Annotated in this window: 13 protein-coding genes and 3 pseudogenes; 5 read left to right on the forward strand and 11 right to left on the reverse strand. The window is 40.6% G+C overall.

Features of this window, described 5'->3' with window-relative positions; genetic code table 11:
- The first annotated feature begins 5 nt into the window (after positions 1-5).
- A complete protein-coding gene (araA, locus tag C228_RS0105970) occupies positions 6-1,502 on the forward strand; it encodes an L-arabinose isomerase (RefSeq protein ID WP_018651766.1) in 1,497 nt (498 codons plus the stop codon).
- 50 nt (positions 1,503-1,552) lie between these two features.
- Here araA and cysS read toward each other — a convergent pair whose 3' ends face one another.
- Positions 1,553-2,932 (reverse strand): cysteine--tRNA ligase, encoded by a 1,380-nt coding sequence (gene cysS, locus C228_RS0105975; protein ID WP_018651767.1) that lies wholly within the window; start codon positions 2,930-2,932, stop codon positions 1,553-1,555.
- A 144-nt stretch (positions 2,933-3,076) separates the two neighbouring features.
- Here cysS and C228_RS0105980 point away from each other — a divergent pair, with 144 nt between their 5' ends.
- The 4 genes and pseudogenes from C228_RS0105980 (at position 3,077) to C228_RS15160 (ending at position 5,930) form a co-directional block, all read left to right on the forward strand.
- Positions 3,077-3,586 carry a peptidylprolyl isomerase gene (locus C228_RS0105980; RefSeq protein WP_018651768.1) on the forward strand — a complete coding sequence of 170 codons (510 nt, stop codon included), beginning with the start codon at positions 3,077-3,079 and terminating at the stop codon, positions 3,584-3,586.
- Between the two features lie 104 nt (positions 3,587-3,690).
- Positions 3,691-4,929, forward strand: coding sequence for a multifunctional CCA addition/repair protein (locus C228_RS0105985; RefSeq protein ID WP_018651769.1), 1,239 nt, complete (start codon positions 3,691-3,693; stop codon positions 4,927-4,929).
- A 265-nt stretch (positions 4,930-5,194) separates the two neighbouring features.
- Positions 5,195-5,446: pseudogene (locus C228_RS15155) on the forward strand (TonB-dependent receptor plug domain-containing protein); the annotation flags it as partial.
- Positions 5,367-5,930, forward strand: a pseudogene (locus tag C228_RS15160) (TonB-dependent receptor). The pseudogenes C228_RS15155 and C228_RS15160, both read left to right, overlap by 80 nt.
- Here C228_RS15160 and iscX read toward each other — a convergent pair.
- From iscX to C228_RS0106045, 10 genes and pseudogenes are all read right to left on the reverse strand, one after another.
- The gene (gene iscX / locus C228_RS0106000; RefSeq protein WP_018651770.1) at positions 5,913-6,107 is read right to left on the reverse strand and encodes a Fe-S cluster assembly protein IscX; all 195 of its coding nucleotides are present in this window, start codon (positions 6,105-6,107) and stop codon (positions 5,913-5,915) included. The pseudogene C228_RS15160 and the gene iscX sit on opposite strands and share 18 nt — an antisense overlap.
- The gene (fdx, locus tag C228_RS0106005; RefSeq protein ID WP_005623313.1) at positions 6,107-6,448 is read right to left on the reverse strand and encodes an ISC system 2Fe-2S type ferredoxin; all 342 of its coding nucleotides are present in this window, start codon (positions 6,446-6,448) and stop codon (positions 6,107-6,109) included. The genes iscX and fdx overlap by 1 nt, the downstream gene beginning before the upstream one ends.
- Positions 6,449-6,499: 51 nt before the next feature.
- A complete protein-coding gene (gene hscA / locus C228_RS0106010; protein WP_018651771.1) occupies positions 6,500-8,353 on the reverse strand; it encodes a Fe-S protein assembly chaperone HscA in 1,854 nt (617 codons plus the stop codon).
- 135 nt (positions 8,354-8,488) lie between these two features.
- A complete protein-coding gene (locus tag C228_RS0106015) occupies positions 8,489-8,842 on the reverse strand; it encodes an endonuclease domain-containing protein (RefSeq protein ID WP_018651772.1) in 354 nt (117 codons plus the stop codon).
- Between the two features lie 159 nt (positions 8,843-9,001).
- On the reverse strand, positions 9,002-9,634 hold the full coding sequence (locus C228_RS0106020) for a DUF2625 family protein (RefSeq protein WP_018651773.1): 633 nt from the start codon (positions 9,632-9,634) through the stop codon (positions 9,002-9,004).
- Between the two features lie 27 nt (positions 9,635-9,661).
- A pseudogene (locus C228_RS0106025) lies at positions 9,662-10,115 on the reverse strand (DMT family transporter).
- A 47-nt stretch (positions 10,116-10,162) separates the two neighbouring features.
- Complete coding sequence (hscB, locus tag C228_RS0106030; protein ID WP_018651775.1) at positions 10,163-10,684, reverse strand: Fe-S protein assembly co-chaperone HscB; 522 nt, start codon at positions 10,682-10,684, stop codon at positions 10,163-10,165.
- A gap of 9 nt (positions 10,685-10,693) precedes the next feature.
- On the reverse strand, positions 10,694-11,017 hold the full coding sequence (gene iscA / locus C228_RS0106035) for an iron-sulfur cluster assembly protein IscA (protein WP_005623319.1): 324 nt from the start codon (positions 11,015-11,017) through the stop codon (positions 10,694-10,696).
- A 140-nt stretch (positions 11,018-11,157) separates the two neighbouring features.
- Positions 11,158-11,541: a Fe-S cluster assembly scaffold IscU gene (gene iscU / locus C228_RS0106040; protein WP_018651776.1), complete on the reverse strand. Its 384-nt coding sequence runs from the start codon at positions 11,539-11,541 to the stop codon at positions 11,158-11,160.
- Positions 11,542-11,674: 133 nt separating this feature from the next.
- The gene (locus C228_RS0106045; RefSeq protein WP_018651777.1) at positions 11,675-12,901 is read right to left on the reverse strand and encodes an IscS subfamily cysteine desulfurase; all 1,227 of its coding nucleotides are present in this window, start codon (positions 12,899-12,901) and stop codon (positions 11,675-11,677) included.
- Positions 12,902-12,939 lie beyond the last annotated feature (38 nt).

Below are 12,939 nucleotides of genomic sequence, written 5' to 3' on the forward strand. Positions count from 1 at the left end.
TTTTTATGGAATTTATTAAATCATTAGAAGCTTGGTTTATTGTTGGTAGCCAACATTTATATGGATCTGAAGCATTAAAACAAGTTGAAGCAGATGCTACAGAAATTGTGGATTATCTAAATAAACAAAATCCATTTGTTAAAATTAAATTAAAACCGGTAGCCACTACACTGGAAGAAGTTTATGAAGCATGTAAAGCTGCGAATAACCAAGAAAATTGCATTGGTGTTATTGCCTGGATGCACACTTTTTCTCCGGCTAAGATGTGGATTGCAGGACTGCAAGCATTCTCAAAACCATTAGTGCAATTCCATACGCAATTTAACCGCCATATTCCGTGGGATAACATTGATATGGATTATATGAACTTACACCAAACAGCCCACGGAGATCGAGAATTTGGTTTCTTAGTATCTCGTTTACGCCTACCAAGAACAATAGTAGTAGGGCATTGGCAAGATGAAAGTGTAAGAGCAAAATTTGAGCGTTGGATGCGTGTAGCTGTCGCTATTTACGATCATAAACAACTTAAAATTGCTCGCTTTGGCGATAATATGCGAGAAGTTGCAGTAACTGAAGGCGATAAAGTAGAAGCTCAAAAAGTGTTTGGTTATAGCGTAAACGGCTATGGTGTTTATGAATTAGCAGATGCTATTAATATGGTTTCTGATGAAGAGATTTGCAAATTATTAGCAGAATATGACCGCTTGTATAATGTTGAGGAAAGTTTGCAAGCAAATGGTACAGCACGAGAATCGTTAAAATATTCAGCTCGCATTGAAATTGGTTTAAAAAACTTCTTAGATAATGGCGGATTTAAAGCCTTCACTGATAATTTCCAAAACTTAAATGGCATTAAACAATTGCCTGGTTTAGCAGTTCAACGCTTAATGGAACAAGGTTACGGCTTTGGTGGAGAGGGAGACTGGAAAACCGCTGCACTGGTTCGTGCTGTTAAAGTAATGGGCTATGGCTTACCAAATGGTTCTTCATTTATGGAAGATTATACTTACGACTTAGATGAGAAAAATCAGGTTGTATTAGGTGCTCATATGTTAGAAATTTGTCCATCTATTGCCAAAGAACAAGCAAAATTAGCCATTAGCCCTTTAGGTATTGGCGGTAAAGCAGACCCTGTTAGATTAATTTTCAGTAGTAAGGCAGGTAAGGCAGTAAATGCAACAGTTGTAGATATGGGCGAACGTTTTAGAATGGTGGTTGCGGATTTAGATGCGATTGATCCGCTAAATCAAATGCCTAATTTACCGGTGGGGCACGCATTTTGGAAATTACAACCAAACTTTGATGTTGGAACACAAGCGTGGATTTTAGCTGGAGGTGCTCATCATAGTGCTTTCAGTTTAGATATTGATGCAGAAATGTTACGCACATTCGCTGAATATTTCGGTATAGAGTTTATTCATATTAATAAAAATACGGAGTTACCACAGCTTAAAAATGAATTACGTTGGAATGATTTAGCTTATAAATTTGCTAAATAAATATATAAAAAAATCCCCCATTCTATTTTCATCAAATGGGGGATTAATTCTTACACCTTACGCCACGTTGTGCCGTTTGGTGTGTCTTCCAGTACGATATTCATTGCTTTTAGCTTATCACGCACTTCATCGGCTACCGCCCAGTTTTTCGCTGCTTTTGCTTCGTTGCGCTGTTTAATTAGCGATTCAATTTCCGCAACTTCATCATTGTTCGCATCGCCTTGTAAAAACGCTTCCGGATCTTGATAAAGTAAACCTAATACGCCGGCTAATTCTTTTAAACGCACCGCTAAACCGTTCGCTTTCGCCATATCTTCGGTTTTGAGTTTATTCACTTCACGTGCGATTTCAAATAACACCGCTAATGCGCCCGGTGTATTGAAATCATCGTCCATTGCCGCTTTAAACGCTTCGACGTATTGTTCGCCGCCGGCAATCTCAACCGATAAATCACAACCACGTAATGAAGTATATAAACGCTCTAACGCCGAACGAGCTAAATCTAAATTATCTAAACTGTAATTTAATAAGCTACGATAGTGCGCGGTTAAGAAGAAATAACGTAAAGTTTCCGACTCATATTTTTCTAACATGGTACGAATGGTGAAGAAATTGCCGAGCGATTTTGACATTTTCTCATCATCAATCGTTAACATACCGGTATGTAACCAGTAATTTACATAATCGCCGCCATAGGCACAGCAAGATTGAGCGATTTCGTTTTCGTGGTGTGGGAACATTAAATCCGAACCGCCGCCGTGAATATCAAAATGTTCGCCTAACTCTTTGCTGTTCATTGCCGAACATTCAATATGCCAACCCGGGCGACCGTTACCCCACGGGCTTTGCCAGCTCGGCTCGCCTGCTTTCGACATTTTCCATAATACGAAGTCCATCGGATTTTTCTTCACCGATTTAATTTCAACACGTGCGCCGGCTTGTAATTGTTCTAAATTTTGGCGAGATAACGCACCGTATTTTTTGAAACTTTCTACATCAAACATTACATCGCCGTCTGCTGCAACATAGGCGTGCCCATTTGCGATCAGCTTTTCCACCATTGCAATAATTTCTGCAATATTTTGTGTTGCTCGTGGTTCAATATCAGGACGGAGAATATTCAACGCATCAAAATCTTTATGCATTTCAGCGATCATTCTCTCTACGAGTTGATCGGTTGTTTCATTATTTTCTAATGCACGTTTGATGATTTTATCGTCCACATCGGTTATGTTACGCACATAGCGTAAGTTATAGCCTAAATAACGTAAATAGCGGGCAATCACGTCAAATGATACAAAAGTACGTCCGTGCCCAAAGTGACAGAGATCGTAAACCGTAACACCGCAGACATACATACCAACTTGGCTCGAGTTAATCGGTTTAAATTCTTCTTTTTCACGTTTTAAAGTGTTATAAATTTTGAGCATAGTATCCTCTGTACTGATTTGTTATAGCAATGTTGAGAAGTATAGCGAATAAGCGGTCTAATTTTGAGATTTTTTTGCAATTTCCCGTAAACTTTTTAATAATAACGCACCAAACTTCCCTTTCTCTTTTATAAGGAAATCTAAATGATTACATTACATACGAATTTCGGTGACATTAAAATCGAACTTAACTTTGAAAAAGCACCGGTAACGGCAAAAAACTTTGAAGATTACTGCAAAGAAGGCTTTTATAACGGTACGATTTTCCACCGTGTGATTGACGGCTTTATGATTCAAGGCGGCGGTATGACTTCAGGCTTAATTGAAAAAGCAACCAAAGCGCCGATTCAAAACGAAGCGAACAACCGTTTAAGCAACAAACGCGGCACACTTGCCATGGCGCGTACTTCTGATCCGCATTCAGCAAGCTCACAATTCTTTATCAACGTAGCGGACAACACTTTCTTAGATTACCGTTCAAAAGAAATGTTTGGTCGTGAAGTGGTGCAAGAATGGGGTTATGCAGTATTCGGTGAAGTGGTTGAAGGTATGGACGTGGTTGATAAAATCAAAGGCGTGAAAACCTGCAACAAAGGCTTCCACCAAGATGTACCGGTTGAAGATGTAGTAATTGAATCAGTAACCGTTGCATAATCGCAAAATAAGTTAGAAATTTGACCGCTTGCACTCAACACAAGCGGTCAAATTTTTTTATAATTCTGCAAAATGGAATCATCTTTCACAAAAGTAACAAAACTATGCAAATTTATCTCGTTGGCGGCGCAGTCCGTGATCAGCTATTAAACTTACCGGTAAAAGATCGAGATTATCTGGTGGTTGGCGCAACGCCCGAACAATTGTTAGCACAAGGCTATCAGCAAGTCGGTAATGACTTCCCCGTTTTTTTACATCCAAAAACCAAAGAAGAATATGCGCTAGCTCGCCAAGAACGTAAAAACGGGATCGGCTATAACGGCTTTCTCTGTGATTTTTCGCCCGATGTCACGCTAGAACAAGATTTAATTCGCCGAGATTTAACCATTAATGCGATTGCCCAAGGTGCAAGCGGTCAAATTTTTGACCCATACGGCGGTAAACAAGATTTAGCAAATCGTCTGCTTCGTCATATTTCACCAGCATTTAGTGAAGATCCTCTACGGGTTTTAAGAGTGGCTCGCTTTGCCGCCCGTTTCCATTCGCTTGGCTTTAACATTGCGCCTGAAACGGTAAAATTAATGCAGGAAATGACCGCTTGTGGTGAATTGGCTCACTTAACTGCCGAGCGTGTTTGGTTAGAAACCCAAAAAGCCTTTACAACGGATAATCCGCAAATCTATTTTGAAGTATTACGAGAAATCGGTGCGTTAGCGGTGTTATTTCCGGAATTAGACCGCTTATTCGGCGTGCCTCAGCCCAAACAACATCATCCTGAAATTGATAGCGGGATTCATACCTTACTAGTAATTGAGCAAGCCAAACGGCTTGCAAAAAATGCAGAAAATCCGACCGCTTTACTCTGGGCCGCTCTTTGCCATGATTTAGGCAAAGGGTTAACTGAAAAAGAGATTCTTCCCCACCACTACGGACACGAAGTGAAAGGCATCAAACCGGCTCGAGAGTTATCCAATCGTTTAAAAGTGCCGACAGATATTAAAGATTTCGCCATTTTGGTCACTGAGTACCACACCCACTGCCATAAAATGGCAGAGCTACGTCCGGAAACCGTATTAAAAGTATTTAATGCACTTGATGTATGGCGTAAACCGCAACGTTTCTTTGATTTTTTACTCGCTTGTGAGGCAGACGCCAGAGGCAGATTAGGCTTTGAAACTAGAGAATATCCACAAGTTAAACTCGCTAAGCGTTATTTCGAAGCATCAAATCAAGTCGATGTACAACAAGTGATTACAGATGGTTATGAAAAGCAAGCAATTAGAGATGAACTGAATAAACGTAGGGCAAATGCAATAGCGCTTCTAAAAAAATCTATGCATTAACTCTAGCATCTTATTTAAACCATAAAAAATTTAATGGATTTTGTCATTTCCACTATTTTTTTATAGTTTATTCGTTTTATACTGCCCCCTCTTAATTATTCTTATTAGATAAAAGAGGGAAACAATAGAGAAAAATGCTATTACATTAGCTCTCTTTACGTTATTAAGCCTAACAGCTCAGGCTGAAAAACGTATTGAATTAGAAGAAATGAAGGTTAATGCATAAAACAAACTAGGGGATTCGGTTCTCAACAATGCCGACAATATCAGCGATCAGGTCGTGGATAAATCGCAATTAAAACATCGGTCGGCAACTTTAGGTAATGCGTTGGCGGGTGAGCTCGGCATACATTCAAATCCGTTTAGTGGCGGTGCGAGTAAGCCGATTATTCGAGGACAAGACAGCGTACGTGTCAAAATTATGCAAAACGGTACCGATGTGATTGATATGTCCTCACTTTCCCCCGACCACGTCGTTGCTGCCGATACGTTAGTGGAACTTGTGCGAGATACAAATAAAAGCGGTCAGTTTATTTGGTCTGGAACAATTTAATTTAGGCAAATTTAGCTTAGATATCGCTGTTTGTTATGAAAAACAAAAAACACCGGTACATTATGAAAAGAAATTATTAAATCATGCCTTGAACAGTTTATTGAAAGATCCATCAAGACCTAAGGAATATTCACCGGTTCATCCGGACTTAACGCTATATAAACAAAATGCACTTTCTTATGCGGCGACAACATCTTGGGACTTTACCCCAGAGAATCGTTTGTCATTTAGCTATTCGCATAATGAACGTATTCCATTACCAATGGAACTCTATTATCAAGAAAAACACCTTGCAACCAGTTCTTTTAAGCATGGCAATAAAGATTTAACTAAAGAGAAATCAGATACTATTGAATTAGCTTTCACACATGGCAGTGCGATGACTTCGCTCTGCCTTCTCCATTTCCTTTTTGATTTCTTATTTGAACACTTATTCGTATTCCTCTAACCAAATGGTTAAAATCGCTTCTAAAATATGTTCGTTTGACGCTTCCGGATCATCATCAAAATCTTCCATTTCACAGATCCATTTGTGCATATCGGTAAAACGAACTGTTGTCGGATCTAAATCCGGATTCATATCATATAGATTTTCCGCAATCATGCGTGTATCAGACCATTTCATTAGTGTGCCGCCTCATTTGCATGATTTAAGTTATATTTCGGAATTTCTACCACTAAGTCTTCTTCACCCACTACACATTGGCAACTTAAACGGCTATCCATTTCCAGACCCCATGCTTTATCTAGCATATCTTCTTCTTGATCGGTCGTTTCATTTAATGAATCAAACCCTTCACGAATAACCACATGGCAAGTCGTACACGCACAAGAACCGTCACAAGCATGGTGAATTTCTACACCCGCATTGTGCGCTAACTCTAATAAATTGTCGCCGGTTTGTGCTTCAATCACCATACCTTCCGGACAGAACTCTTCATGCGGAAGAAAAACAACTTTTGGCATAATATCCTCTTTTATTTGACTCTTCCCCTCTTTTTCAAAGAAGGGCACTAATTAAATAATTTCATCAACGGCTTTACCCGCTAATGCTTTTTGGATTGATAAATTCATTCGCTTCGCAGCAAATGTCTGTGTTGCGAGATCTAAATCTTTTACCCCTTGGGCAATCGCTTGTCGATCCGTACCTTGTTTTAATTGAATCAGTTTTGCGATTTCCGCCTCAATTAACTTAAACTCTTCAACGCTTAATACTTCCGCACCGTCTTGTTGCAATGCCGAAATGACCGTATCAATCGTTCTATCCGCTTCAACACGCTGTTCAGCAAGTTGACGAGCTTCCATATCTTGTTTAGCATTGGTCATCGAAGATTTAATCATTTGCGTGACTTCTTCATCGGTTAAACCGTAAGACGGCTTAATTTGAATCGAAGCCTGTACTTTGGTCGATTTTTCCATTGCCGTAACACTAAGCAAACCGTCCGCATCCACTTGATAAGTAACACGAATTGTTGCCGCACCGGCAACCATCGGCGGAATGCCTCGTAACGTAAAGCGACCAAGTGAACGACAATCTTCGACTAACTCACGTTCGCCTTGTAACACGTGTATACTCATTGCGGTTTGACCGTCTTTCGCAGTAGTAAATTCTTGCGCACGCGCAACCGGAATCGTCGTGTTACGCGGAATAATTTTCTCAACTAAACCGCCCATCGTTTCGATACCGAGAGAAAGTGGCACCACATCTAACAGCAGCATTTCGCTATCCGGTTTATTACCCACTAGGATATCCGCCTGAATCGCTGCACCTAATGCCACGACTTTATCCGGATCAATTGAGGTTAACGGATTCTTCTCGAAAAATTCGCCGACTTGCTCACGCACAAACGGCACACGGGTTGAACCGCCAACCATTACCACTTCACAAACTTCTTCAGCCTCCACACCGGCATCTTTTAACGCTCGGCGGCAAGTCATCAATGAACGTTTAACTAATGGCTGAATTAACTCGTTAAATTGCGCACGGCTTACCGTACCTTGCCAATTTGCAAATTTCACTTCTGTTTCGACCGCTTGTGACAGCGCTACTTTAGTTTGAGTAGCTAGCGTTAATAATTCACGTTGTTCATTGGCATTTTGTGGTTTGTAATTTGCCTGTTCCGCAATCCAATCGGCAAGTAAATGGTCGAAATCATCACCACCAAGTGCGGTATCACCACTGGTCGCCAGTACTTCAAACACACCGCGACTTAAACGCAAAATCGAAATATCGAAAGTACCGCCGCCTAAATCATATACTGCGATAACACCTTCTTGTCCGCTATCTAACCCGTAAGCAATCGCTGCTGCGGTCGGTTCATTTAATAAACGTAATACATTTAAACCGGCAAGACGCGCCGCATCTTTGGTGCTTTGACGCTGTGCATCATCAAAATATGCCGGCACAGTAATCACCACACCGGATAACTCTCCGCCTAAACGCTGTTCGGCAAAGCGATTTAAGTGACTTAAAATATCCGCTGACACTTCAACCGGACTTTTATTACCTTGCTTGGTTTGAATTAACGGCAAGCCGTTATCGCTAGCGATAAATTGATAAGGCAAATCCGGATAACGTGTTTGTACGTCTGCTAGTGAGCGACCGATTAAACGTTTCGCCGAAATGACCGTATTCTGAGGGTCAATACTTGCCTGTGCAAATGCTTCAACCCCAACGGTTTTCTGTTGTTCGCCGTAGTGAACGATGGATGGAACTAACGCACGTTCCTGATCATCTAACAACACCTGCGTTTGCCCGCTACGTACACTTGCTACCAATGAATTGGTTGTGCCAAGGTCAATACCGACTGCTAAACGATGCTGATGTGGTGCAGCCGTCTGCCCCGGCTCAGCAATTTGAAGTAATGCCATTATTTTTTATCTCTCTTTTTTATTGCTCTTTCACCTTTGTGAACGAGGTGATAAATTACGGTCAAAATGATGTATTCCTTAACTCTCTCCCCTTGTGGGAGAGAGACCGATATTTGCTTCGTCCAGAAGCAAATATCAGAGAGAGGGGCAATCCATATCAATCGCATAAAAAATCGTATCTAATACACGATCTAGATCATTATGAATCTCACTATTCCAAAAACGTAATACTTTAAACCCTTGTTGATTTAAATATCTAGTTCGTTGTTCATCATAAGATTGCCGATCTATATGTTGAATACCATCTAATTCAATAATTAATTTTTTTGAAAAACAAATGAAATCAACAATATAAAATCCTATTACTTGCTGACGTCGAAATTTTGTTCCAATAAAACGCTTTGCTCGTAATTCTTGCCAAAGAATCTGCTCTTCCTCTGTCATTGAAGAGCGAAGTTGCTTTGCCCGTTGCAGTAATTTTTCTTTCATATTCCACCTCGCCAAATAATTTAGCGAAAGTAGAAAATAATTTTTCAGATATTTTTGTGATCTCAATCGAGAAAAGAGAATTTTCCCCCTCTCTCTGCTAAAAATAGCCTTGCGCTATTTTTAGCTGTCTCTCTCCCACAAGGGGAGAGAGTTGTAAAGCTATGCTACCGAATAACCCATATTTTCCGGTGCGAATACACCTTGGTAGTGGCGTTCGATCGGTACGGCGATTTTACTTTCTAATTCTAATACTTGATGACCTTGTAAATTCGCAATATCCGCTTGCCAGTTTTCCCAGCGTAAATCTTTATAGAAATCGGCTAAATCACCGGCTAACGCCCAACCGAGAAATTCCGAATAGCCTAAATTTAGCGGTTCCCATTTTTTGGTTTTCGGGTTGTGGTAGTAAACTTGTCCGAGTTTATCACCTAAACCGCCGGCGTTAATTGCAAAATAACCGCCGATCGCATCGTCCGCCACTAATAAATGACTTGGTTGTTCGCCCGACTGTTTAAAGGTTTTGCCGAAATTCCAGTCGAATAAACCTCTCGGTAACTTTTCGTTACCTGAACCTAAAATACGTAACCAACCGTGATCAATAAAAATACCGCCGGTTTCATACACGATTGCGCCCATTGGAGAGCGAGTTGAAAGCTGCATACCAACCAATGCCGCACCGGCATCTTCCGGATAGCTTGCTAAAATTTCATAATGATTTTTTGCTTGCGTAAACCAATCTCTTAAAATGAGCCACGCCGATTGCTTATCTAATAATTCTTCTAATGCTTTCATTGCAAAATTTCCTTAAAATTCGACCGCTTATTTTCGGGCTAAGAAATAAATCCCTAAGCCGCAAGCAACCGTCAATAAACCGATTAATTGATTTAATTGGAAAGGACGAACCGCCATGCCAAACAAACCGAAATGATCGATAATCGCTCCCGTAACCAACTGCCCGACAATAATAAAAAACAACATATTGGTAATGCCGATTTTCGGGGCTAGAAATACTGTGGTAAAGACGAAGCCGGCACCTAAAATACCACCGAGCAATTTCCAGAAAGGCTGTTGCGGAAGCTGTTGTAACGCACCGCTTAAATCCGTTTTCCAAAAACAGAATAATAATAACGCAATCGTCCCCGTTGCAAACGAAATGGTCGCTGCTACCAAAGGTTGCCCGAGCATTGCCTGCGCTAATCGGCTATTAATTGCCGCTTGGCTTGCCAGAGCGGAACCGGCGACCAAGTGCCAATAAAATATAGGGTAAAGCCATTTGCAAAATTCTCTTAAAATCAGACCGCTTGTATCCGGCTGATACCGCTACATATCAAAGAATTTTTCTTCGACTTTTTCGATTTGAATAATCAGCTTTTTAAAATAGCGTAGGCGATCTGTCAACGCATTAGCTTGTTGCCACTGCTGCGCTTCAAGCGTTTGTTGCAATTGCTGTAAAACGGCTTTTTGTTCGGTTTTAATTTGCTTTAAAAAGACGGTTAATTCGTCTTCATCGTGACAGTGTTCAATCGTTTCAAGTTTCTCGTGCCACTCCATCTGTTGCATTAAAAACTCAATATCTCGCATACTTTTTTCTTCAAGATTTTTTGCTTCACCAGTCTGAATTTCAATTATCGCTTCCGCACGTAAAATCGGATCTTTAAGCGTCTGTAACGCTGCATTCACATCTGCCGATTTTTGTACTGCTGCTAATTGTTCCGCTGAAGAGCTGCTCGCAAAATTATCCGGATGAAGCTGTTTTTGTAATACTAAATAACGCTCGGAAAGCAAAGCATTATCTAATTCAAATTGAACCGGTAAATCAAATAGTGCAAAAGGATTATTCATTGCTTGCCTCTATACGTTAAAACTTTCGCCGCAACCGCAAGAATCTTTTACATTCGGATTGTTATACTTAAAGCCTTCGTTTAAACCTTCTTTAACGAAATCCAATTCGGTACCGTCTAGATAAGCAAGGCTTTTTTCATCCACGATCACTTTTACGCCGTGTTGCTCAAACACTTGATCATCCTCATTTAACACATCAACAAACTCAAGCACATAAGCCAGTCCCGAACAGCCCGACGTTTTCACTCCTAAACGTAAACCGATACCTTTACCACGGTTTTCTAAGAATGTACGAACTCGATTTGCTGCTGTTTCTGTTAATGTAATTGCCATAAGTTATCCTTTTTAATCTGTTAAATGAAAATAATCTTTACCACGGAAAACACGGAAATACACGAAACGTCAATTTTGCAAAATTTTACACAAAAATAACCGCTTGTTTTCGTGCTTTCCGTGTCATCCGAAGTTAAATATTACTTAGCTTGTTTTTCTTTGTAATCGGCAATCGCTGCTTTGATTGCGTCTTCCGCAAGAATTGAACAGTGGACTTTTACCGGTGGTAATTCTAATTCTTCTGCGATGTCGCTGTTTTTAATTGCACCTGCTTCATCTAAAGATTTTCCTTTCACCCATTCAGTAATTAGCGAGCTTGATGCGATTGCAGAGCCACAACCGTATGCTTTAAAGCGTGCATCTTCAATAATACCTTGATCGTTTACTTTAATTTGTAAACGTAAAATATCACCACACGCAGGTGCCCCCACCATACCTGTACCTACATCTGATGCTTCTTTATCAAATGTACCCACGTTACGAGGATTTTCGTAGTGGTCAATTACTTTTTCGCTGTATGCCATTTTATATTCCTTCTGTTAAATATTCCCCCTCTTTAGTAAAGAGGGGTTAGGGGAGATTTGTAAACAAAGCCAAACATATAACCGCTTATCAAATACTCCTCAATCCCCCTTTTCTAAAGGGGGAGGCTACTGATTAATGGTGATTCCACTCGATTTTGCTTAAATCTACACCGTCTTTAAACATTTCCCAAAGAGGAGAAAGTTCACGAAGTTTCACGATCGCTTTTTTCACAAGCTCGATGGTGTAGTCGATTTCTTCTTCTGTTGTCCAACGACCTAAAGTAAAACGAATTGAGCTGTGTGCTAATTCATCGTCACGGCCAATTGCACGTAATACGTATGAAGGCTCTAAACTTGCTGAGGTACACGCTGAACCTGATGAAACTGCGATATCACGTAACGCCATCATTAATGACTCGCCTTCAACGAAGTTGAAGCTGATATTTAAGTTTGAATCTACACGTTTGCCTTCTTCCATTGAACCGTTTACATACACTTCTTCGATATCTTTAAAGCCGTTGTATAAACGGTCACGTAATGCACGTAAACGAGGCATTTCTGTGGCCATTTCTTCTTTAGCGATACGATATGCTTCGCCCATACCTACGATTTGGTGTACAGGTAATGTACCTGAACGCATACCGCGCTCATGACCGCCACCGTGAATAATCGCTTCGATGCGAACACGTGGTTTACGACATACGTATAAACCGCCGATACCTTTTGGTCCGTATAATTTGTGGCTTGAGAAAGACATTAAGTCAACTTTTAACTCTTGCACATCTACCGGAATTTTACCTACCGATTGGGTTGCGTCCACGTGGAAAATAATTTTCTTCGCACGGCAAATTTCACCGATTGCTTTGATGTCTTGAATAACACCCATTTCGTTATTTACGTGCATCACAGAAATTAAAATCGTATCCGGACGAATCGCCGCTTCTAATTTTGCTAAATCTAATAAGCCGTCTTCTTCCGGATCTAAATAAGTCACTTCAAAACCTTCACGCTCTAGCTGACGGCAAGTATCTAATACCGCTTTATGCTCGGTTTTAGCTGTGATGATATGTTTACCTTTGGTTTGGTAGAAGTGTGCAGCACCTTTAATCGCTAAGTTATCAGACTCTGTCGCTCCTGAGGTGAATACGATTTCACGGCTGTCCGCACCAATTAAATCTGCGATATGGTTACGTGCAACATCTACCGCTTCTTCCGCTTCCCAACCGAATTTGTGAGAACGTGAAGCTGGGTTACCAAAGATTCCATCTTTGGTCATGTATTGCATCATTTTTTGCGCAACACGTTCGTCCATTGGAGTGGTTGCTGCATAATCTAAATAGATAGGTAATTTAACTGACATTATTACTCCTAACTCGCCCGAAATAAGCGGTCATTTTT

Source organism: Actinobacillus capsulatus DSM 19761, assembly GCF_000374285.1.
Lineage (GTDB): Bacteria > Pseudomonadota > Gammaproteobacteria > Enterobacterales > Pasteurellaceae > Actinobacillus > Actinobacillus capsulatus.